This window comes from Microbacterium testaceum (assembly GCF_003075375.1).
Classification (GTDB): Bacteria; Actinomycetota; Actinomycetes; order Actinomycetales; family Microbacteriaceae; genus Microbacterium; species Microbacterium testaceum_E.
Genome location: NZ_QDFT01000041.1, coordinates 1 through 21578, shown reverse-complemented (window position 1 = coordinate 21578; position 21578 = coordinate 1). Strand labels below are relative to the sequence as shown.

General features: G+C 72.3%; 23 protein-coding genes and 1 tRNA gene. 7 read left to right on the top strand and 17 right to left on the bottom strand.

Annotation, left to right across the window (positions count from 1 at the left end):
- The coding region (locus tag DC432_RS13325; protein WP_116538291.1) for a N5-glutamine methyltransferase family protein at window positions 1-592 on the bottom strand (592 nt) is incomplete at its 3' end.
- Between the two features lie 99 nt (window positions 593-691).
- Between DC432_RS13325 and cysK the strand changes: the two genes are divergently transcribed.
- The 3 genes from cysK to DC432_RS13310 are packed head-to-tail and all read left to right on the top strand — an operon-like array spanning window position 692 to window position 3623.
- Window positions 692-1630, top strand: coding sequence for a cysteine synthase A (gene cysK, locus DC432_RS13320; RefSeq protein WP_108317624.1), 939 nt, complete (start codon window positions 692-694; stop codon window positions 1628-1630).
- Between the two features lies 1 nt (window position 1631).
- Complete coding sequence (gene epsC, locus DC432_RS13315) at window positions 1632-2201, top strand: serine O-acetyltransferase EpsC (RefSeq protein WP_116538290.1); 570 nt, start codon at window positions 1632-1634, stop codon at window positions 2199-2201.
- A 21-nt stretch (window positions 2202-2222) separates the two neighbouring features.
- Window positions 2223-3623: an amidase gene (locus tag DC432_RS13310; RefSeq protein WP_116538289.1), complete on the top strand. Its 1401-nt coding sequence runs from the start codon at window positions 2223-2225 to the stop codon at window positions 3621-3623.
- A gap of 1 nt (window position 3624) precedes the next feature.
- Here the strand turns inward: DC432_RS13310 and DC432_RS13305 are convergent, their stop codons facing one another.
- The 7 genes from DC432_RS13305 to lysA all read right to left on the bottom strand — a co-directional run bounded on the left by DC432_RS13305 (window position 3625) and on the right by lysA (window position 12626).
- Window positions 3625-4218: a GrpB family protein gene (locus tag DC432_RS13305; protein WP_116538288.1), complete on the bottom strand. Its 594-nt coding sequence runs from the start codon at window positions 4216-4218 to the stop codon at window positions 3625-3627.
- 41 nt (window positions 4219-4259) lie between these two features.
- Window positions 4260-5336 (bottom strand): peptide chain release factor 1, encoded by a 1077-nt coding sequence (gene prfA, locus DC432_RS13300; RefSeq protein ID WP_116538293.1) that lies wholly within the window; start codon window positions 5334-5336, stop codon window positions 4260-4262.
- 32 nt (window positions 5337-5368) lie between these two features.
- Entirely contained in the window at window positions 5369-7684 is a 2316-nt protein-coding gene (gene rho / locus DC432_RS13295; RefSeq protein WP_243393135.1) for a transcription termination factor Rho, read from the bottom strand.
- A 152-nt stretch (window positions 7685-7836) separates the two neighbouring features.
- Window positions 7837-8769, bottom strand: a complete 933-nt coding sequence (thrB, locus tag DC432_RS13290; RefSeq protein ID WP_108318720.1) for a homoserine kinase — start codon at window positions 8767-8769, stop codon at window positions 7837-7839.
- On the bottom strand, window positions 8766-9848 hold the full coding sequence (gene thrC, locus DC432_RS13285; RefSeq protein WP_116538287.1) for a threonine synthase: 1083 nt from the start codon (window positions 9846-9848) through the stop codon (window positions 8766-8768). Before thrC ends, thrB begins: the two co-directional genes overlap by 4 nt.
- A gap of 1 nt (window position 9849) precedes the next feature.
- Window positions 9850-11178 carry a homoserine dehydrogenase gene (locus tag DC432_RS13280; RefSeq protein ID WP_108318722.1) on the bottom strand — a complete coding sequence of 443 codons (1329 nt, stop codon included), beginning with the start codon at window positions 11176-11178 and terminating at the stop codon, window positions 9850-9852.
- Window positions 11175-12626 carry a diaminopimelate decarboxylase gene (gene lysA, locus DC432_RS13275; RefSeq protein ID WP_207770823.1) on the bottom strand — a complete coding sequence of 484 codons (1452 nt, stop codon included), beginning with the start codon at window positions 12624-12626 and terminating at the stop codon, window positions 11175-11177. Before lysA ends, DC432_RS13280 begins: the two co-directional genes overlap by 4 nt.
- A 236-nt stretch (window positions 12627-12862) precedes the next feature.
- Here lysA and DC432_RS13270 point away from each other — a divergent pair, with 236 nt between their 5' ends.
- Window positions 12863-13978, top strand: coding sequence for an ATP-binding protein (locus tag DC432_RS13270; RefSeq protein ID WP_133177943.1), 1116 nt, complete (start codon window positions 12863-12865; stop codon window positions 13976-13978).
- 10 nt (window positions 13979-13988) lie between these two features.
- On the opposite strand, the gene DC432_RS13265 is transcribed toward DC432_RS13270, so the two are convergent.
- The 7 genes from DC432_RS13265 to DC432_RS13235 form a co-directional block, all read right to left on the bottom strand.
- Window positions 13989-14771, bottom strand: coding sequence for an LmeA family phospholipid-binding protein (locus DC432_RS13265; RefSeq protein ID WP_116538284.1), 783 nt, complete (start codon window positions 14769-14771; stop codon window positions 13989-13991).
- A gap of 2 nt (window positions 14772-14773) precedes the next feature.
- Window positions 14774-16438, bottom strand: a complete 1665-nt coding sequence (gene argS / locus DC432_RS13260) for an arginine--tRNA ligase (protein WP_116538283.1) — start codon at window positions 16436-16438, stop codon at window positions 14774-14776.
- Between the two features lie 55 nt (window positions 16439-16493).
- Window positions 16494-16889 (bottom strand): tautomerase family protein, encoded by a 396-nt coding sequence (locus tag DC432_RS13255; RefSeq protein WP_116538282.1) that lies wholly within the window; start codon window positions 16887-16889, stop codon window positions 16494-16496.
- A gap of 106 nt (window positions 16890-16995) precedes the next feature.
- Complete coding sequence (locus DC432_RS13250) at window positions 16996-17799, bottom strand: transglutaminase-like domain-containing protein (RefSeq protein ID WP_116538281.1); 804 nt, start codon at window positions 17797-17799, stop codon at window positions 16996-16998.
- Between the two features lie 88 nt (window positions 17800-17887).
- Window positions 17888-18376 (bottom strand): hypothetical protein, encoded by a 489-nt coding sequence (locus DC432_RS13245; protein ID WP_116538280.1) that lies wholly within the window; start codon window positions 18374-18376, stop codon window positions 17888-17890.
- Complete coding sequence (locus tag DC432_RS13240) at window positions 18376-19530, bottom strand: serine/threonine-protein kinase (RefSeq protein ID WP_116538279.1); 1155 nt, start codon at window positions 19528-19530, stop codon at window positions 18376-18378. The genes DC432_RS13245 and DC432_RS13240 overlap by 1 nt, the downstream gene beginning before the upstream one ends.
- A gap of 31 nt (window positions 19531-19561) precedes the next feature.
- A complete protein-coding gene (locus DC432_RS13235) occupies window positions 19562-19816 on the bottom strand; it encodes a DUF6458 family protein (RefSeq protein WP_116538278.1) in 255 nt (84 codons plus the stop codon).
- 119 nt (window positions 19817-19935) lie between these two features.
- Between DC432_RS13235 and DC432_RS13230 the strand changes: the two genes are divergently transcribed.
- Window positions 19936-20133 (top strand): DUF2188 domain-containing protein, encoded by a 198-nt coding sequence (locus DC432_RS13230; RefSeq protein ID WP_116538277.1) that lies wholly within the window; start codon window positions 19936-19938, stop codon window positions 20131-20133.
- A gap of 93 nt (window positions 20134-20226) precedes the next feature.
- On the top strand, window positions 20227-20709 hold the full coding sequence (locus DC432_RS13225; RefSeq protein ID WP_116538276.1) for a DUF6611 family protein: 483 nt from the start codon (window positions 20227-20229) through the stop codon (window positions 20707-20709).
- A 59-nt stretch (window positions 20710-20768) separates the two neighbouring features.
- On the opposite strand, the gene DC432_RS13220 is transcribed toward DC432_RS13225, so the two are convergent.
- Both DC432_RS13220 and DC432_RS16475 read right to left on the bottom strand, forming a co-directional pair.
- Window positions 20769-20841: transfer RNA gene (locus DC432_RS13220), tRNA-Arg, on the bottom strand.
- A gap of 75 nt (window positions 20842-20916) precedes the next feature.
- On the bottom strand, window positions 20917-21090 hold the full coding sequence (locus tag DC432_RS16475) for a hypothetical protein (RefSeq protein WP_165801271.1): 174 nt from the start codon (window positions 21088-21090) through the stop codon (window positions 20917-20919).
- A 133-nt stretch (window positions 21091-21223) separates the two neighbouring features.
- Between DC432_RS16475 and DC432_RS13215 the strand changes: the two genes are divergently transcribed.
- Window positions 21224-21578: transposase (locus tag DC432_RS13215; RefSeq protein WP_133177942.1), on the top strand; the 355-nt coding region annotated here is incomplete at its 3' end.

Here is a 21578-nt window from a genome sequence, read left to right as displayed (position 1 = left end):
CGCCTTCATCGACCTCGCCGAACGCGTCGGCGAGGTCGATGAAGGCGAGCGTGACGTTGCCGGCGCTGACCCGGTCGACGTTCTGGCGGGTCCAGACGAAGGCGTCGACGGAGTTCTCGGCCGCGAACACCCGGGAGTGCGGCACCTCGGTGGCCATCGCCAGGGCGATCGCCCCGCTTCCGGTGCCGAGGTCGACGGCGATGGGGGCGTCGGAGGCCACGGCGCGCAGCGCGTCGATCGCCAACTGCGCGACCATCTCGGTCTCGGGCCGGGGGACGAAGACGCCCGGGCCGACCGCCAGCTCGAGCGAGCGGAACGGCGCCGTGCCGGTGAGGTGCTGCAGGGGCTCGCGCGCGCAGCGGCGGTCGACGAGCGGAGCCAGGGCCGCGGCGGCGGCGGGCGACATCCGGTCACCGCGGATGGCGGCGGCCTGGACCGCGCCTCTCGAGGTGTCGAGCACGTGGGCGACGAGCAGTTCGGCGTCGACCCGGGGGTCGCCGATGCCCGCCACGGCGAGGCGGGCGGCGGTGTCGCGCAGGGTCTGATCGACCGAGACGACCGCGGGGGCGGGGGGCGAGGTGGGGTCCGTCATGACGGGGACCCAGCCTAGTCGCGCGGCGTAACACGGCCGGTCCGGTCCAGGGTGCTCACCTAAAATGAGCGCGTCCCGACCGACGGCGAAAGGCGAGCCATGCCCGGCATCCACTCCGACATCACCTCTGCATTCGGCGGTACGCCGCTCGTGCGACTGAACCGCGTCGCGGAGGGCGCCGGGGGCCAGATCCTCGCCAAGCTCGAGTTCTACAACCCCGCATCCAGCGTCAAGGACCGCCTGGGCATCGCGATCGTCGACGCCGCCGAGGCATCGGGCGAACTCCAGCCCGGAGGCACCCTCGTCGAGTCGACCAGCGGCAACACCGGCATCGCGCTCGCCATGGTCGGCGCGGCCCGCGGGTACAAGGTCATCCTGACGATGCCGGCCTCGATGTCGAAGGAGCGGCGCATCCTGCTCAAGGCGTTCGGCGCCGAGCTCGTGCTGACCGACCCCACCAAGGGCATGTCGCACGCCGTCGACGAGGCCAAGCGCATCGTCGCCGAGACCCCCGGTGCCGTGTGGGCCCGCCAGTTCGAGAACGAGGCCAACCCCGCCATCCACCGCAAGACCACCGCCGAAGAGATCCTGAGCGACACCGACGGCAAGGTCGACTACTTCGTCGCCGGCGTCGGCACGGGCGGAACGATCACCGGCGTCGGCCAGGTGCTCAAGGAGCGCGTCCCCGGGGTCAAGGTGGTCGCCGTCGAGCCCGCGGACTCCCCCGTGCTGACCAAGGGCCACCCCGGCCCCCACAAGATCCAGGGCATCGGCCCCAACTTCGTCCCCGCGATCCTCGACCGCGACATCATCGACGAGGTCATCGACGTCGAATTCGACGACGCGATCCGTCTCGCGCGCGAGACCGCCGCGAAGGACGGCATCCTCGTGGGAATGTCGTCGGGCGCGGCCATCTGGGCCGCTCTCGAGATCGCCCGGCGCCCCGAGGCCGCCGGCAAGAACATCGTCGTCATCATCCCCTCGTACGGCGAGCGCTATCTCTCCACCGCTCTGTACGAGCACCTGCGCGAAGACTGACGTGGGGGCCCTCTCGCGGATCCGCGAAGACATCACCTCCGCCAAGCTCCGCGACCCCGCCGCACGTGGCGCCCTCGAGATCGCCCTGCTGTACCCGGGGCTCCATGCCGTGTGGTCCTACCGCGTGGCGCACCGCCTCTGGCAGCGCGGCCTGCGCTTTCCGGCGCGGGCGCTCTCGCAGGTGACGCGCTGGCTGACGGGCATCGAGATCCACCCCGGCGCCACCATCGGCCGTCGCTTTTTCATCGACCACGGCATGGGGGTCGTCGTGGGAGAGACGGCCGAGGTCGGCGACGACGTGATGCTGTACCACGGCGTCACCCTCGGCGGCCGCCAGCGCGAGGGCGGCAAACGCCACCCGACCCTGCACGACGGGGTCGCCGTGGGGGCGGGAGCGAAGATCCTCGGTCCGATCACGCTCGGCGCGCGTTCGGTTGTCGGGGCCAACGCCGTGGTCACGCGCGACGCCCCGGCCGACAGCGTGCTGGTGGGCGTGCCCGCGAAAGCGCGCACGCGACGCAGCGGCGAGGACACCCGCGCCCTGCTCACCACCCCCGAGTACTGGATCTGACGCGCGCCCTAGGCTCGAGGAATGCCGCGCCTGCACGAACTCTCGCTCGCCGCTCAGATCACGGCACTGCGAGCGGGTGAGCTCTCGCCCGCCGAGCTGACGACCGCGTATCTCGACCGTATCGACCGGATCGACGATCTGGGCGCGTTCGTCGAGGTGACGAGGGATGCCGCGACCTCCCGCGCGCGCGCCCTCCCCCGACCCGCGTCCGGGGCGCTCTGGGGCGTCCCCCTGGCCGACAAGGATCTGGTGGCGCGCGCGGGGGTGCCCACCCGCTACGGCTCGCGGGCGCGCGCGGATCATGTGCCGACGGCATCCGATCCGCTGGCCGAGGCGCTCGACGGCGCGGGCGCCGTCAACGTCGGCAAGACGAGCACCTCGGAGTTCGGGCTGACCGGCTTCACCGAGCCCCTCATCCACGCGCCCGCGCGCGACCCGTGGCTCCCCTCGGCGGGCGCCGGCGGTTCGAGCGGCGGAGCGGCGGTCGCGGTCGCCGCGGGCCTGCTGCCGGCCGCGGTCGGCTCGGACGGGGGGGGGTCGATCCGCATCCCCTCGGCCACCGTGGGCGTGGTGGGACTGAAGCCCTCGCGCGGGCGGCTGCCGATCGGCTCGGGCCTGGACTCCCCCGACCAGCTGTCGGTGACGGGCCCGATCGCGCGCAGCGCCGAGGACGCGGGAGTCCTGCTGGACGCCCTGGTCGCGCTCGCGCCCTACCCGTACGCGACCGGCGCGCGGGACGCCGGCTCGTTCGCCGACGCGGCCCGCCGCGAGCCCGGACGCCTGCGTATCGGCACGACGACGGTGTCGCCGTGGGACGAGACCGAGCGGATCGTCCTGGACCCGGCCGCGCGCACCGCGGTCGACACCGCGGCCGCCTGGCTGGCGGAGGCCGGGCACGGCGTCGACGACGCCGACTGGCATCCCCGGGGCTATCCGGAGCTCTTCCACGTGCTGTGGCGCGCGAGCGCCGCGCGTATCCCGCTGAGCGCGGCCGATGCGGCCCTGGTCGAGCCGCTCACCGCGTGGTTGGTCGACGAGGGGCGGCGGCTGACATCGCTCGCCCTGCTCGAGGGCCTGACCGCCGCCCGTGCCTTCGAGAGGCGCACGATCGCCGACTTCGCCGCGTTCGATGCGGTGCTCACGCCGGCGCTCGCGCAGTCGCCGCAGCCGATCGGCGCGTACGCCGGGCACTCCCCCGAGCGGACCTTCGCGCTGCAGGTCGAGTACGCGCCCTACTCGAGCTTCGTCAACGTCGCGGGTCTTCCGGCGCTGACGCTGCCGGTGACGGCGGATGCCGACGGCCACCCCGTCTCGGTGCAGCTGATCGGACGGCCCGGCGGCGAGGCGACGCTGCTCTCGCTCGCCGCGCAGCTCGAGATGCGCCGCGGGCCCCTGGCGCACCCGCCGGCGTGGGACCGGTGACTCAGGGCAGCAGGCCCGCGGCGGCGAAGGCCCGCGCGGAGATCTCGCGGACCACCCGCTGCTTGCGCGCGTTGTAGGCGCTCATCAACCCGTCGACGGCGACGGCGCGCTTGGTGCGCGCGTACAGCTCGCGATCCGCCGCGTTCCCGCGCAGATGGTCGCGGAACAGACGATGGCGCACCGGTTCGGCGCTGTCGGGCGGCCAGACGTGCAGGTTGGCCGCGGGGGCGGCGAGCACGAGGCATCGGTGCCCCTGCCACCACGGCTCGCGGACGCGCAGCACGAAACCCCGAGCCTCGAGGGCGGGCACGTAGGCGTCCTCGTCGTCGGTGTCCGCGACGGTCAGGTCGATGTCGATCACGGGCTTGGCCGCCAGGTCGGGCACCGACGTCGATCCGACGTGCTCGATCTGCAGCGCCCGCTCGCCGAGGGCGTCGAGCAGGCGGTCGCGGAGCGCGGCGAAGGTGCGCGGCCAGTCGGCATCCGCCTCGACGATCTCGATCCTGCGTGGCTGCTCGGGCGTCCCCACCCACGGCGACAGCCCCGGCGGGGGCGGGGAATCGTCGAACGCGATGATCTCGGCGGCGGTGGGCATCACGAGAGACTACGCGACGGGGGGACGCCGCACGACGGCGTTCAGCCGTCGGCCAGAGCGGCCAGACGCGCCTCTTCGTCGGCCGTGATGGCCGACTCGATGATGGGGCCGAGAGCGCCGTCCATCACCTGATCGAGGTTGTAGGCCTTGTACCCGGTGCGGTGGTCGGCGATGCGGTTCTCGGGGAAGTTGTACGTGCGGATGCGCTCCGAACGATCCATCCCTCGGATCTGCGACCGCCGCGCATCGGCCGCGACCGCGTCGCGCTCCTCCTGCTGCTTGGCGAGCAGGCGGGCGCGGAGGACGCGCATGCCGGCCTCGCGGTTCTGCAGCTGCGATTTCTCGTTCTGCATCGACACGACGATGCCGGTCGGCACGTGCGTGATGCGCACGGCCGAGTCGGTCGTGTTGACCGACTGACCCCCGGGCCCCGACGAGCGGAACACGTCGATCTTGAGGTCATTGGGGTCGATCGCGACCTCTTCAGGCTCGTCGACCTCGGGGAAGACGAGCACGCCGGTCGTCGAGGTGTGGATGCGCCCCTGCGACTCGGTCGCCGGCACGCGCTGCACCCGGTGGACGCCGCCCTCGTACTTCAGGTGCGCCCAGACGCCCTGCGCCGGGTCGCTCGAGGATCCCTTGATCGCGACCTGCACGTCCTTGTAGCCGCCCAGGTCGCTCTCGGTGCGCTCGAGCAGCTCGGTCTTCCACCCCATCGACGCGGCGTACTGCAGGTACATGCGCAGCAGATCGGCGGCGAACAGGGCGCTCTCGGCCCCGCCCTCGCCGCCCTTGATCTCCATGATCACGTCGCGCGCGTCGTCGGGGTCGCGAGGGATGAGCAGGCGCCGCAGACGCTCCTGCGTCTCGGACACGCGCTCCTCGAGCGCCGGGACCTCGTCCGCGAAGGCGGAGTCCTCGCGGGCGAGTTCGCGGGCGGCATCCAGATCATCGGATGCCGCGGCCCACGCCTCGTGGGCCGCGACGATCCTCGAGAGTTCGGCGTACCGCCGGTTGACGCGCTTGGCGCGCGCCGCGTCCGCGTGCACGGCCGGGTCGGAGAGCTCCTCCTGAACGGCTTTGTGCTCGTCGAGCAGTCCGCGGACCGACTCGAACATCGCGGGCTCCGACATCACGCCTCCCGCCGGACTCAGCGGATGCTGTTGTCGTCACCGCCGCGCGCGGGCGCCGGGATCGACTTCTGCATCTGCACGAGGAACTCGACGTTTGACTGCGTCTCTTTGAGCTTGCCGAGCACGACCTCGAGCGCCTGCTGCGGCTCGAGGCCGGCGAGGGCGCGGCGCAGCTTCCAGGTGATCTTGACCTCGTCGTTGCTGAGCAGCATCTCTTCGCGGCGGGTGCTCGACGCGTTGACGTCGACGGCCGGGAAGATGCGCTTGTCGGCGAGCTGGCGGTTCAGGCGCAGTTCGCTGTTGCCCGTGCCCTTGAACTCCTCGAAGATGACGTCGTCCATCTTGGAGCCGGTCTCGACCAGCGCGGTGGCGAGGATCGTGAGCGATCCGCCGTTCTCGATGTTGCGCGCGGCGCCGAAGAAGCGCTTGGGCGGGTACAGCGCCGACGCGTCGACGCCGCCCGACAGCACGCGACCGGAGGTCGGGGCGGCGAGGTTGTACGCGCGACCCAGGCGGGTGATCGAGTCGAGCAGCACGACCACGTCGCGACCGAGCTCGACCAGACGCTTGGCCCGCTCGATGGCGAGTTCGGCGACGGTGGTGTGGTCCTCGGCCGGGCGGTCGAAGGTCGAGGCGATGACCTCGCCGCGGACCGTCCGCTGCATGTCGGTGACCTCTTCGGGGCGCTCGTCCACGAGCACGACCATGAGGTGGACCTCGGGGTTGTTGTGCGCGATGGCGTTGGCGATCTGCTGCAGCACGATCGTCTTACCGGCCTTGGGCGGGGCGACGATGAGGCCGCGCTGGCCCTTGCCCACCGGGGCGACCAGGTCGATGATGCGCTGCGTCAGCTTCTCGGGACCGGTCTCGAGACGCAGGCGCTCCTGGGGGTACAGGGGCGTGAGGTTGTTGAACTCGACACGGGATGCCGCGTCGTCGACCGAGAGACCGTTGATGGAGTCGACCTGCACGAGCGCGTTGTACTTCTGGCGCCCCTGCTGCTCGCCCTCGCGGGGCTGCTTGATCGCGCCGACCACCGCGTCGCCCTTGCGCAGGTTGTACTTCTTGACCTGACCGAGCGAGACGTACACGTCGCTCGGTCCGGGCAGGTAACCGGTGGTGCGCACGAAGGCGTAGTTGTCGAGGACGTCGAGAACACCCGCGATCGGGACGAGGACGTCGTCCTCGCCGATCTCGGTCTCGAACTCGTCGCCCGTGGTGGTCTGACCGCGGCGCTTGTTGCGCTGACGGTTGCGACTGTTGGCCGGACCCTGCTGCTGCTGGGCCTGCTGACCGCCCTGCTGCGCGTTGTCACGCTGGTTGTTCTGCTGCGCGTTGTCGCGCTGGCTGCTCTCGCGCTGGTTGTTCTCGCGCTGACCGCCACCCTGCTGCGCGTTCTCGCGCGGGGCGTTCTGCTCGGTCTCGTCAGCGGGGGCATCGCCCGCGGCGGTGTCGGTCTTGTCGGCGGCATCCGCCTTGTTGCGGTTGCGGTTGCGCGAACGGCTGCGGCCGCGACCGCGCGCCGGGGTCTCGTCGGCCTGCTCGGCGGCGTCGGCCTGCTCGGCGTCGGTCTGCGCGGCGGCGTCGCTCTGCTCGGCGGCGTCGCTCGACGCGGCGGAGTCTTCGGCCGGAGCGTCGGTCGCCGCAGCGGCGTCGACGGGGGCGGCGGCGTCCGCATCGGCGGCGGCATCCGCATCGGCGGCGACGTCCGCTGCGGTGGTCTCGGGCGTGGTCGGCGCCGGGACCTCGGCCGCGGGCTCGACCGACGCCGCGGCGGCCTCGTCGGCGGTGGAGGCCTCGTCAGCGACGGCGGCTTCGGTGGCGGCGGCCGCTTCGGCAGCGGCGGCCTCGGCGGCGGCCTTCTCTTCGGCGGTGGCGCTCTTGGCACGGCGCGGGGCGCGCTTGCGCGGTGCGCGCGCGGGCTTCTCGGCCGGGGCGGGCTCTTCGGCGGGAGCCGCGTCGGCGGGGGTCTCGGTGGCGGGGGCCTCGGCGGTCGGCTCCGCGTCCGCGGCCGGGGCTCCGGCAAGCGCGGCCTCGGCGGCGGGGGCGGCCTCGGCGGCGGGGGCGGCTTCGGCGGCGGGGGCGTCGACCGCCGGCGCCTCGACGTCCGGCGCCTCGGTCGCGAGCGCGTCCTCGGTGAACAGGGGCTCGGGCTGCGCCTCGGCGGCGGCCTGCTCGCCCTCGGGGGCGTCGGCGCCCTCGGTCGCGGCGGCGTCGACCGAGTCGGTCTGCGCGGTGTCGGTGCCCTCGGCGGCAGCGGTGGGCTGCTCGTCCGTGGTGATCTCGGCGCCCTCGGGCGCGTCGACGGGCTGGGTCTCGGAGATGGACTCCACGAGTGCTCCTCAGAATGAAACGTGGTCAGATCGCGCTTCGCCGTGCAGAAAGGCAGACGAAGGACACCAGCGGTTCGGAAGACTGCAGCCGAGACCGGGTTCGCGATGTGTTGCGGATTTCGCAGGTGGTGCAGAGGCTCAGATTCGCGACTTTACGCGGAACCCTCTGCGTTTTTCACTGTACCACCCTTGACGTCGACGGCGAGCATGAGCGCCTGCCACGGGGTGTCGACGACGGATGCCGTAAGATCGGCCGCCGCGAGGCGCTGCCCCGGGCCGTCGGCCAGCACCAGCACGCTGGGTCCGGCACCCGAGACGACCGCCGCATACCCCTCGGCGCGCAGCGCGCGCACCAGCTTGTCGGTCTCGGGCATGGCCTGGGCGCGATAGTTCTGGTGCAGCTTGTCTTCGGTCGCCGCCATGAGCAGCTCGGGGCTCTGCGTCATCGCGGCGATCAGCAGCGCCGAGCGCGAGACGTTGAAGACGGCGTCCTCGCGCGGCACCTGCAGGGGCTGCAGACTGCGCGCGACGGCGGTCGACATCGTGAACTCGGGCACGAGCACGAGCGGCGACACACCGCGGTGCACGATCAGCTGCTTGTGCTGGGGGCCGGCGGCATCCATCCAGGCGATCGTCAGGCCGCCGAACAGGCCGGGGGCGACGTTGTCGGGGTGACCCTCCATCTCGGTGGCCAGGCGCAGCAGATCGACGTCGGTGAACGACGCTTCTCCGTCGAGCAGCCCCTTGGCGGCGAGGATGCCCGCCACCACGGCGGCACCCGACGAGCCCATGCCGCGTCCGTGCGGGATGACGTTGCGCGCGGTGAGCCGCACGCCCGGGAGCGTGCGCCCGACCGACGCGTAGGTGTGCGCCATCGCGCGCACCACGAGGTGCGAGGCGTCGCGGGGGACATCGGCCGTCCCCTCGCCCTCGACCTCGATCTCGAGGCGGTCGCCGTCGAGCTGCTCGACGACGAGCTCGTCGTAGACGCTGAGGGCCAGGCCCAGGGTGTCGAAGCCGGGGCCGAGGTTCGCGCTGGTGGCGGGAACGCGGACCGCGACCCGGCGTCCGGGGCCTGCGCTCACGCGGTCACCGGCTGCAGGTCGAGAACCGAGGCGACCTCGGACGTGGTCGCGTCGACGACGGTGGGCTCGACGGTCGTTCCGTCGGACTTGCGCAGGGCCCACTGGGGGTCCTTCAGTCCGTGGCCGGTGACCGTGAGCACGACCTTGGCGCCGGCGGGGATGAGACCCGCCTCGGCGCGGTCGAGCAGCCCCGCGACGCTGATGGCCGAGGCGGGCTCGACGAAGACGCCGACCTCTCCGGCCAGGATCTTCTGCGCCGCGAGGATGCCCTCGTCGTCGATCGCGCCGAACCATCCCTGGGTGGCGTCGCGCGCCTCGAGGGCGAGGTCCCACGAGGCGGGGTTGCCGATGCGGATCGCGCTGGCGATCGTCTCGGGCTGGCGCACGACCTCGCCGCGCACCAGCGGAGCGGATCCGGCGGCCTGCAGGCCGAACATGCGCGGGACGCGGGTCGCGGCGCCGCGCGCGGCCTCTTCGCGGTAGCCGCGCGAGTAGGCGGTGTAGTTGCCGGCGTTGCCGACGGGGATGAAGTGGAATTCCGGGGCGTCGCCGAGCTGGGCGACGACCTCGTACGCGGCGGTCTTCTGCCCCTCGATGCGGTCGGGGTTGACCGAGTTGACGAGATGGACCGGGTAGTGGTCGGCGAGCTCGCGCGCGATCTCGAGGCAGTCGTCGAAGTTGCCGCGGATCTGGATGAGCCGGCCGTTATGGGCGACCGCCTGGCTGAGCTTGCCCATCGCGATCTTGCCCTCGGGGACGAGCACGGCCGCGGTGATGCCCGCGTGGGCCGCGTACGCCGCGGCGGACGCCGAGGTGTTGCCGGTCGAGGCGCAGATCACGGCCTTGGCGCCGTGCTCGACCGCACGCGACAGCGCGACCGTCATGCCGCGGTCCTTGAACGAGCCCGTGGGGTTCATGCCCTCGAACTTGACGTAGACGTCGGCACCGGTGCGGTGCGACAGCGCCGGAGCGGGGATGAGCGGCGTGCCGCCCTCGCCGAGCGTGACGACGGTGGAGGCGTCGGTGACACCCAGACGGTCGGCGTATTCGCGGAGGACTCCGCGCCAGAGGTGTGCCATGTCAGTTCCCTTCCACACGCAGTACCGAGACCACGCGCTCGACGACGCCGCTCGCGGCGAGACGCTCGACGGTCTCGCTCAGGTCCTGCTCGCGGGCCTTGTGTGTTCCGATGACCAGTCGCGCGGAGCCGCCCGACCGGGAGTTCTCGTCCGCCTCGATGACGGTCTGCTCGACGGTCGCGATCGAGACGCGGCCCTCGCTCAGGATGCCCGCGACCGTCGCCAGCACGCCCGGCTGATCGTCGACCTCGAGGGTGATCTGGTAGCGCGTGATGACGTGCCCGATCGGGACGGCGGGCAGGTTGGCGCGGGTGGACTCGCCGACGCCCACTCCCCCGGCGATGTGGCGGCGCGCGGCCGACACGACGTCGCCGAGGACCGCCGAGGCGGTCTGGACACCGCCGGCACCGGCGCCGTAGAACATCAGGTCGCCGGCGGCCTCGGCCTGGACGAAGACGGCGTTGTTGGCTCCGTGCACGCTCGCCAGCGGGTGCGTGCGCTCGACCAGGGCCGGATACACGCGCACCGAGATCGCCTCGGTCGCCCCCTCTTCGGTGGCGGCGAGACGCTCGCACACGGCCAGGAGCTTGATGACGTAGCCGGCGTGACGCGCGGACTCGATCATCGCGGCGTCGACCGAGGTGATGCCCTCGCGGTGCACGGCGTCGAGGGGGACGGTCGTGTGGAACGCCAGGCTCGCCAGGATCGCCGCCTTCTGCGCGGCGTCGTAGCCCTCGACGTCGGCCGTGGGGTCGGCCTCGGCATAGCCGAGCGCCTGCGCCTGGGCGAGGACGTCGGCGAAGTCGGCGCCCTCGGTGTCCATGCGGTCGAGGATGTAGTTGGTCGTGCCGTTGACGATGCCCATGATGCGCACGACGCGGTCGCCCGCGAGCGAGTCGCGCAGCGGACGGATGATGGGGATCGCCCCGGCGGCGGCGGCCTCGTAGTACACCTCGGCGCCGACCTGGTCGGCGGCTTCGAAGACCTCGGATCCGTGCGTGGCCAGCAGGGCCTTGTTGGCGGTGACGACGTCGGCGCCCGAGGCGATCGCGTGCAGCACCTGCGTACGGGCCGGCTCGATACCGCCCATCAGCTCGATGACGATGTCGGAGCCGACGATGAGGGTCTCGGCATCCGTGGTGAACAGCTCGCGCGGAAGGTCGGCGTCGCGCTTGGCGTCGACGTCGCGGACGGCGATGCCGGCGAGTTCGAGCGTCGCTCCCGCGCGGTCGGCGAGTTCGTCGCCGTGCTTGAGCAGCAGGTCGGCGACCTGCGAGCCGACGGCGCCGGCGCCGAGGAGCGCCACGCGCAGCGTGCGATAGTCGGTCATTCGGTGTCTCCGTGAGGTGATGCGGCCGTGCCGCGGGGAAAGGACGGGCCGGTGGATGCCGCGACCCCGACGTCGCGCGCGAGCAGATCGTCGATCGTCTCTCCGCGGACGATCACGCGGGCCTCGCCGTCGCGCACCGCGACGACGGGCGGGCGGGGCGTGTAGTTGTAGTTGCTCGCGAGCGAGAAGCAGTAGGCGCCGGTCGCGGGAACGGCCAGCAGGTCGCCGGGGGTGACGTCGGCGGGGAGGTATTCGGCATCCACGACGATGTCGCCCGATTCGCAGTGATGGCCCACCACGCGCGACAGGGCCGGGGCCGCGCCGCTCGTGCGCGAGACGAGCCGCGCCGAGAAGTCGGCGCCGTACAGCGCGGGGCGGGCGTTGTCGCTCATTCCGCCGTCGACGCTGACGTAGGTGCGCTCGACGTTCTCGGCCGCGGTGACGGTCTTGACGGTGCCGACCTCGTAGAGCGTGACGCCGGCCTGACCGACGATGACGCGACCCGGTTCGGTGGCGACGTCGGGCACGGGGATGCCGCGCACCGCGCACTCGTCGGCGATCGCGTCGACGATGCCGTCGGCGATCTCTTCGATCGGGCGCGGGTCGTCGACCGAGGTGTACGAGATGCCGAAGCCGCCTCCGACGTTCAGCAGCGGGATGTCGCCGCCGGCGAGCAGGTCGGCGTGCAGGTCGACCAGACGGGCGGCCGACTCGCGGAAGCCGGATGAGTCGAAGATCTGCGAGCCGATGTGCGCGTGCAGGCCCACGAAGCGCAGGCTCGGTAACTCGCGGATGCGGGCCACGGCGGCGGACGCGCCGTCGAGAGAGAATCCGAACTTCTGGTCCTCGTGCGCGGTGGCGAGGAACGCGTGCGTCTCGGCGTGCACGCCGGTGCGCACGCGCACGAGAACGGGCTGGACCGCACCCCGGCGATCGGCGATCGCGGCGAGGCGCTCGATCTCGATCGGGCTGTCGAGGACCACCGAGCCGATGCCGACCTCGACGGCGCGCTCGAGCTCGGACACGCTCTTGTTGTTGCCGTGGAAGCCCAGGCGCGCGGGATCGGCGCCGGCCGCCAGGGCGACCTCGAGCTCGCCGCGCGTGCACACGTCGACGGCCAGGCCCTCGTCGGTGACCCAGCGCACGACCTCGGTCGACAGGAACGCCTTGCCCGCGTAGTAGACGCGGGCCCGGATGCCGTGCCGGTCGGCCGCGGCCTCGAAGGCGCGGCGGGCGCGCTGCGCATGGGCGCGCACCTCGTCCTCGTCGAGGACGTACAGCGGGGTGCCGAAGCGCTCGCGCAGGTCGAAGACGGAGACGCCCCCGAGGCGCACCGAACCGTCGGCCGCGCGGTGCGCGGACGAGGGCCAGACGGAGGCGACGAGCTCGTTCGCCTCGGCCGGGGCGGTGAGCCACTCGGGCACGAGTGCGGAGTGCGAGGCGGACACAGGGGGACCAATCGGTTTTTGCGGCGACGCGACGGCCGCGGATCACGGCTCCCACCCCCGCGGAGTGTCACGCGGCGGGCAGTCCTTGCAGTCTAGGGCACGGCGTATGCCGTCCCTTTCCCGCACCCGGCGGTGGGTGAGCAGATGCGCCTGATCGGGTGAAGCGCGGGGCGACAGGTCGCCGCGAGGCCGCCGTCGGCGCCCGGGTCGCCGCGGACGGCGCCTAGCGTGACCGCATGATCCCGACGACTCCGCCCTCGCTCGTTGTCGAAGCGGTCGGGGTGAGGGTGCGGATCGACCTGACCGCGCTCGCCGACGCCGACCGCGAAGCCGTCCACGGCGCCTGGGCGGACGCCCGCGCCGCCGACGACGGCATCCCGGATGCCGAGGTCCGACCCGCGCCGTCCGACCCGCCCGAGCAGATGCTGTCGCAGCTCTCGAGCGCGGTGACGCAAGCGGCGATCGGGGCGAGACGCGGCTCGTCGTGGATGCTGCACGCCGGCGGCGTCGCGGCCCCCGACGGCGGCGTGGTCGCCCTGGTCGGACCGTCCGGCGCCGGCAAGACGACCGCCACTCGTCGCCTGGCCCGCACCTGGGGCTACGTCTCGGACGAGACGGTGGGCATCGACGACGACGGCCGCGTCCACGCCTACCGCAAACCGCTGTCGGTGATCACGCCGGGTCACGCGGTCAAACTGCAGCACTCCCCCGCGAGCCTCGGTCTGCACCGGCTCCCGGACGCCCCGCTGCACCTGCGACGGGTCGTCCTGCTCGATCGCGACGAACGCCACCGCGGCGCGCGGCTCGTCCCGGTCGAACCCGCCGGGGCGCTCATCGCCCTCGCCCCCCACTCGAGCGCCCTCGCCGCGATGCCGCACCCGCTCACCACCGTCTCGCGTCTGCTCGCGGACACGCGGGGCCTGTGGCGAGCCGAGTACGCCGAGGCCCGCGACCTCGAGGAGCTCATCGGCGGTCTGCTCTCGAGCGCCGACGGGGACGACGAACCCGCGCCCCTCACCCCGACCGATCCGCCGCGGGAGCGGGTGGATTCCGCGCGGTCACCGGTCGTCCCTGCGGCATCCGCCGAGAGTCGGTTCCGTCGCGCGCCCGCGGTCGAGACGCTCCCCTTCCCCCCGGACCGACTGGCGGTGCTGACCGCGAGCGGAGACGGCGCGGGACTCCTGCACCTGCTGGCGGGAGCGGCCCCCGCCCTCTGGCACGCGGCGGACGCGGCGACGCGCGAGGACCTCATCCGCGCGGTCGCCGACGGACCGGATCGTCAGGACGCCCACGACGCGATCGACGGCATCCTGGATCAGCTGGTCGAAGCGGGTCTGCTCACCGTCGCATGATGCGGGCGGCTCAGCCGCAGGTGCCGTCCGCCTGCAGAGCGGGATCGTTCAGCAACGCCCCCGCGATGTCGAACGTGGCGACGAGATCCTGCCCCTGCACCGTCGCCGAGGTGAGCGTCAGACCGGCCGGAAGGCGGTCGGCGATGCACAGGCTCTGCGTCTGCACGAGCGGGTCGGCGACGCCGCCGAACTGCCCGCGCAGGGTGTCGGCGTCGATCACGTTGCCGGCGATGCGGAACCCCGAGGGCGTCAGCGTGAGGTCTCCGTCGGCGGCGCCCGGCGTCGCGGTCACCCCGACCGGGATGCCGACGCCGAACAGCGTCACGGTCGTCTCGAACGACACGTCCGGGGCCGCGACGTCGACCGTGCCGGCGGGGAGGTTCGGGATCTGCCCCAGCAGCGCGCGCAGCTGCTCGCGGTCCAGCCGGACCGACGCGGACCCGCCGTCGGCCGCCGAATCCCCCGCGACCGGGACACCGCGCAGGTCGACGCGGACGTCGCCGGTGATCGGGCCCAGGGCGACGTCGTCGGAGGCCACGGCCACCTCGTCCAACCGCCCCGCGATGACCTGCGGCAGCACGAGACCCGCGAGCTGCACGTCGACGTCCTGGTCGGCGGGGAGGCCGACGTTCTTCACCACCAGGCTGCGGACCGTACTCGTCACGACCGAGCGCGCGATGAACTCGGCCGCCACGACCGCCGCGACCAGCAGCACGACGAGGACGACGAGCACGGCGACGACGCGCCCGAACGGTCGACGCGGACGGGCCGGCGGGGCCACGGCATCCGTCATGGCTACATCCGCTCCGGAGCGCCCACGCCCAGCAGGGTCAGCCCGTTGCGCAGCACCTGGCCGGTGGCGTCGTTGAGCCACAGCCGGGTGCGGTGCAGCGCCTCGACCGGGGCGTCGGACAGCGGGATGACGCGGCAGTTGTCGTACCACCGGTGATACAGGCCGGCCAGTTCTTCGAGGTAGCGCGCGACGCGGTGCGGCTCGCGGACCTCGGCCGCGTACGCGACGATGCGGGGGTACTCCTGCAACGCGCCGAGCAGCGCCGACTCCGTCTCGTGCGAGAGCAGCTCGGGGGCGAACTCGGAGCGGTCCACGCCCGAGTCCGCGGCGTTGCGCGCGACGTTGTGCGTGCGGGCGTGCGCGTACTGGACGTAGAAGACCGGGTTGTCGTTCGTGCGCTTCTGCAGGACGTCGAGGTCGATGTCGAGGTTCGAGTCGGCCGAGCTGCGCGTGAGCGCGTAGCGGGCGGCATCCACCCCGACGATCTCGACGAGGTCCTCGAGCGTGACGACCGTGCCGGCGCGCTTGGACATGCGCATCGGCTGGCCGTCGCGGACGAGGTTGACCATCTGACCGATCAGCACCTGCAGGTTGACGTGGGGCTCGTCCCCGAAGGCGGCGCACATCGCCATGAGGCGCTGCACGTAGCCGTGGTGATCGGCGCCGAGCATGATGATGCAGCGGTTGAAGCCGCGCTCGCGCTTGTCGAGGTAGTAGGCCAGGTCTCCCGAGATGTAGGCCGGATGCCCGTCGGACTTGATGATGACGCGGTCTTTGTCGTCGCCGAACTCAGTCGAGCGCAACCACGTCGCCCCGTCGGCCTCGAAGATGTGTCCGAGCTCGCGCAGCCGCGCCACGGCGCGATCAACCGCGCCGGAGTTGTGCAGGTCGTTCTCGTGGAAGTACACGTCGAAGTCGACGCCGAACTCGTGCAGGGACTGCTTGATCTCGGCGAACATGAGAGAGACGCCGTGCTCGCGGAACACCTCTTGCCGGGCCGGCGCGTCCAGCGCGTCGATGTCGCCGTCGTACCCCTCGACCACGCGCTGGGCGATGTCGTGGATGTACGCCCCGCCGTAGCCGTCCTCGGGCGTCGGGTCGCCCTGGTGGGCGGCGACGAGGCTGCGGGCGAAGCGGTCGATCTGCGCGCCGTGGTCGTTGAAGTAGTACTCGCGGGTGACCTGGGCTCCCTGGGACGACAGGATGCGCGCGAGGGCGTCGCCGAGGGCCGCCCACCGCGTGCCGCCCAGGTGGATGGGGCCGGTCGGGTTGGCGCTGACGAACTCGAGGTTGATGACCTCGTCGGCGCGCGAGTCGTTCGTGCCGAACGCCGCGCCCTGCTCGACGATGGTGCGCGCGAGGGCGCCCGCGGCGGCGGCATCGAGACGGATGTTGATGAAGCCGGGGCCGGCGACCTCGACGCTCGCGACACCGTCGACGCCCGCGAGCCCCTCGGCGATCTGCGCCGCGAACTCGCGCGGGTTCGCGCCGACGATCTTCGACAGCTTGAGCGCCGCGTTGGAGGCCCAGTCGCCGTGGTCGCGGTTCTTCGGCCGCTCCAGCGGCAGGTCGTCGACGCTCAGCCCGGCGGACGAGCCCTCGCGTCGCGCCTCGGCGAGCGGGGCGATGACGGCGAGCAGGGCGGCGGAGAGGGCTGCGGGATTCATAACCCCTCCAGTGTATGGCGGGGCGGCGGAGCCGCCCGCCGCCCGCAGCGCCGACTCAGCCGAGCTCGCCCGTCACGAACTGCGCGACGCCGTGACCGAACGACCAATCGGCGTCGCCGTTGTCGACGATGCTGACCACCAGGTCGGAGCGGGCGACGCCCACGCGCTCGTGCAGGGTGTCGGCCAGCGTCCGGTACAGGGCGGTCTTCGCGTCGTCGGGACGCGCCTTGGACGTCACGCGCACCATCACCAGCCCCTCGGTCCGCTCGATGCCGAGACCCGTGTCGAGGGCGACCAGTTCGAAGGGCTCGTGCTGCGTGAGGATCTGGTAGCGATCGGTCGCGGGGACCTCGAAGGCCGAGACGACGGCATCCTGGACGGCATCCATCAGCGTCCGCAGCTGCGTCGGGTCGTAGTGGCCGCGGATGACGTCGATCGCGATGAGGGGCATAGGGGTTCTCCTTCGCCGGGGTGAGGGCCCGATCGGGCTCCGTCGCACAGGGTCGGACACGCACCTGTGCCCGGCCGGGGGCTTGCGCCCGGTCGCGGGGTCGCCCTCAGGCGATCTGGACGAGCGCCTCGTGATCGTCGTCCGCCGACGCCTCGTCGCCCTCGAGGACGGCGTCGACGTGCATGGCCTCGAGGCCCACGTACCCGCCGTGGTAGCTCAAGAAGGCGCAGTCCGCGGCGTCGCGTCCCGTCGCGATGCGCACGAGCGAGCGCCGATCGGCCAACCGCGTCGCGTCGATGACGTACCAGGCGCCGTCGAGGTACGCCTCGGCGACGGCGTGGAAGTCCATCGGCGACAGCCCCGGGGCGTAGCAGGCGGCATAGCGCGCGGGCATGTCCATCGCCCGCAGCAGGGCGATCACGACGTGGGCGTAGTCGCGGCACACGCCCTGGCCGGTCATGAGGGTGGTGACGGCGCTGTCGGTTCCCAGGCTCAGCCCGGGCGTGTACGTCACGGTCGTGGCGACGAAGGTCGAGACCGCGGCGATCAGCTCGGCCCCGCTCAGTCCGCGGAACTGCCGTCGCGCCTGGGCGAAAACCTCGTCGGACTGGCAGTAGCGACTCGGGCGCAGATAGCTGATGGTCTCGAGATCGCTCGTGCGCGGGCTCTGCGCGGGTCCCTGGACGACCGCGTCGTAGCGCACTTCGAGCCGACCGGGCTCGGCGCTCAGGCGGTGCAGGCGACTGCCGGACTGATCGACGATCTCGGTCGGGGTGTAGACCCGCTCCCCCTGCGCGAAGGTCAGCACCTCGCTCGACAACGGCACGCCCTGGGCGGCGGTGATCTGGAAGATGAGGTCGACGGACGCCCCCAGATCGAGGTCGAGTCGGGAGGTCACTCGGCGCGGCACCGGGCAATCCTCGCACGCCGCGGAGGGCCCTCGGACCGCGCGGCGCGAATCCGTCCGGACACGCCGCGGGCGGCGGCCCACCGAGGCGTCAGCCGTCCTTCTTGCCGGGGCCGGAGTCCTTCCCGCCGGGCCCCTTGTCGCCCTTGTCGCCGCCCTTGCCACCGGGTCCTTCGTTCGACGGCTGCTGCTCGGCGGGAGGGTCGCTCTGCTGGTCGTCGCCGTCGTCCGAGACGGAGTCCTGCGAATCGTCCTGCGCGGGCTCCGTCGTCTGCTGCTCGGAGGGAGTGGGCGTCGGCGTCGGCGCGAGGGACGAGAGGTCGGCGCGGACGGTCGCGATACGGCTCAGGATGCCATCGGCTTCATCCGTCGTGATCTCGCCGGCATCGCGCCGGGCGATGACCTCGGCCTCGAGCGCGTCGAGGCCCGCCAGCGCCGAGGCGTAGTCGCCCGCGGACGCCTGCGAGGCGAGCGTCTGCACGCTCTGCTGCCACGCCGAAGGGGCGGCGGGAGGCGTGCACGCGGCGAGGGCGAGGGTCGCGGCGACGAGCACACCGGTCATCACGGTCGTGCGACGCATCACAGGGCCACCTCTCGATACAGATCGTCCATGTGCTGATCCAACGGCTGCGGCAGGGTCGGCAGCTCGGGCTGCGCCGCCGCGCCCTGGCCGTTCGCCACCACGATGGCGGTCACCGCCCCCAGGGCGAGGACGAGCGCGACGAGGGATGCCACGGTCACGGTGCGCCGCGACGGACGCCGCTTCGCGCGGTCGGTGCCCGCGTCCCACACGCGGGTGGGCGCGGTGCCGCCCGGCATCCCCGCGGTCGGGGCGGCCAGACGCGCCGTGGGAGCGTCCGCACCGGCCGGCGGCCGGGGGACGTCGGTGTTCGCGAGGGTGCGCAGCGCGACGATGAGGGCGGTGGCATCCGGTCTGTCCGCGGGGTCGAGGGCGGTCATGTGCGACAGCACCTCGCGCCAGGACGGCGGGATGTGGGCGGGGATGTCGGGCGTCGACACGAGTCGGGCGGCGAGCGCCTCGTGCGGGGTGGCGGACGACCACGGCCGCACGCCCGTGAGGGTCTCGAGCAGGACGAGCCCCAGGGCGTAGACGTCGCTGCGGGGCGAGGCCGGCATCCCCCGCGCCTGCTCCGGGCTGAGGTAGGCGGCGGTGCCGATGACGGTGTCGGCCCGCGTGACACGGGTGGCCCCGACGAGCGAGGCGATGCCGAAATCGGCGAGGGTGGCCCGCGGCGTCTCGCCCGTGTGCGCGGCGGGGCGGATGAGGATGTTCGACGGCTTGACGTCGCGGTGCACGATGCCCCGCGCGTGGATGACGGCGAACGCCTCGGCGATCTCGCGTCCGATGCGCGCGACTTCGGGCCCGGGGAGGGGTCCGCGTGCGATGCGGTCGCCCAGGGTGGGACCCGAGATCAGCTCCATGGCCAGGTACGCGGGCGTCGACGCGAGTCGCGCGTCGTACAGCGTCACCAGCGACGGGTGCGAGAGAGACGCCAGCAGTCGTGTCTCGGAGCGCACGCGCGCGACGTCGGTGGGATCGGCGCCGTCGCCGTCGATGATCTTGATCGCCAGCGTCCGCTCCAGGGCGGTGTCGACCGCTTCGTAGACGCGGGCGTATCCGCCCCGGCCCAGCAGGCGACCGAGTCGGTACCGTCCATCGAACAGCTCGTCCGCGGCCGCGTCGGATGCCACGGTCGGTGTCGATTCGCTCATGTCGTGCCTCCGGGGATGGACCCCGAAGTCGTCAGACGAGGTCGTCGTTGGAGGAGCGCGTGGTCGAACGGGTGACCTGGGCGCCCCCCGCTCCTTCGGTGCGGGTCACCGTGTCGGTTTGGCGGCGACGCACCAGCAGCACGAGGCCGATGAGGAAGACCACGACTCCGGCTCCCATCATGATGTAACCGATCATGCTGAGGCTGACGTAGTCGTTCGGCAGATTGACCGCGAACGCGAGGATGGCGCCGATGACGAACAGCGCGATTCCGGCTCCGATGCTCATGGTGTACCCCTTTCGAGAGTTCCCCCAGCATCCCAAGGGGGTACCGGAACCCGTCTCGGTCTTGACAACGCCTGTCAAGACGGGGGCTGCTCGCGATCGCCGGGTGTGACATGGATGCCATGACTCAGAACGACGTGACCACCCGATCCAACCGCGGCCAGTGGGAGAACGCGGTCGAGGGCCGCCCCGAGCTGTCGGCGAGCTTCTCGAGCCGCGAGGAGGCCGTCGACCAGGGCCGCGCCGTCGCCGACGAGCTCGGCTCGCGCCACACCGTCGAGGAGGCCGAGGCGACCGGCGCGGTCACCGACGAGGGCTGAGCGCCGTTCGGAATCCGTCGGTCCGCGGCGGCCGGACGCATGGATTCCGCCAGGATCGCCGTGCGGGCGCCCCGACCGGGCGAGCGTGGGGTCATGACGACGAATGCTCTCCGCCTCCCCCGCGTCGAGACCGGCGCGTGGGGGTCGTACGAATGCCGGGTCGGCGGCCACGGCATGGTCACCGAGCACCTGCAGGTGCTCCCGCCCGACACCACCTCGCGCGACCGGGCGCTGTGGGCTCTGCTGACCATCTGGCCCGGCGTGGGGTTCCTGCTCGGCATCGCGGCCGCCGTCGCCGCGCACCAGCTCACCGGGACCGACACGAGCGCCGCGGTCGGCGCCGTCGTGTGGCTGCTGCCCTGGGTGGTGATGAAGTGGCGTGGGCGCCGCTTCATCCGTCGCGTGCACGAGTCGTGGCGCATCCACGATCTCGCCTCGTGGGAGCCCTCGCTCTCGCCGCTGCGCGACGACGTTCGGAGACTGCGCGCGGCGGACCCGGGCCCGCTGTGGGCGGAGAGCGGTCCGACCTGGAGCGAGGTCTACGCCCGCACGCCGTCGCGCGCGCGCCGGGGCTGATCGGCCGGATGGACGACGAAGCGCCGCCCGAGTGGGCGGCGCTTCGTCATGCGGTGGAGTGCCCTCGACAGGAATCGAACCTGCGACCTTTGGTACCGGAAACCAACGCTCTATCCCCTGAGCTACGAAGGCGGGCCCGTCCAGGTTAGCACCGCGGCGGCGGCGGACCCGACCCCGCGGCGGGGACGCGCCCCGGCGCGCGCGAGGTCACTCGTCGCCGATGACACCGATCCCGGTGGCCTGGTGGTCGGCGTTCGGATCGTCCTTCGACGGGGCCTTGGCTTCTTCGTCGACGTCGTTCTCCTGGCTGGGCTTGACCGTGGGGTCGTCGCCGAGGTCCGCGGACTCGTCGGGGGTCGTGTCATCGCGCTGATCGCTCATGGTGTTCCTCTCGTTGCGGGGATCCCAGCCTCGCAACGACCGCCCTCAGCGCGTACCGGCTTGACCGGCCGCGCCCATCGGGCCTAGGGCGTGTCTGACAAAGGTTGAGGGGATCGGTTGAGACGCTGGAGCGGTGACGCGGTTTCGGTTGCTTACGGATGCTCAGTGGTCTCTGATCGATGGGATGTTGCCGAGGCCGACGGGTCGCCCGGGTCGGAAGTTCTCGGACGCGCGGACGATGCTGGAAGGGATCATTTACCGGTATCGGTGCGGGATCGCGTGGCGCGATCTTCCTGCAGTGTTCGGCCCGTGGCAGACCGTGTGGACCTGGCATCGCAGGCTCGCGACCGAAGGCACCTGGGACTCGATCGTGCAGTCGCTGATCGCGCAGGCCGACGCCGAGGGGCTGGTGGACTGGTCGGTATCGGTGGATTCGACGATCACGCGGGCGCATCAGCACGCGACGACCACGAGTCGCCCCACAGGGG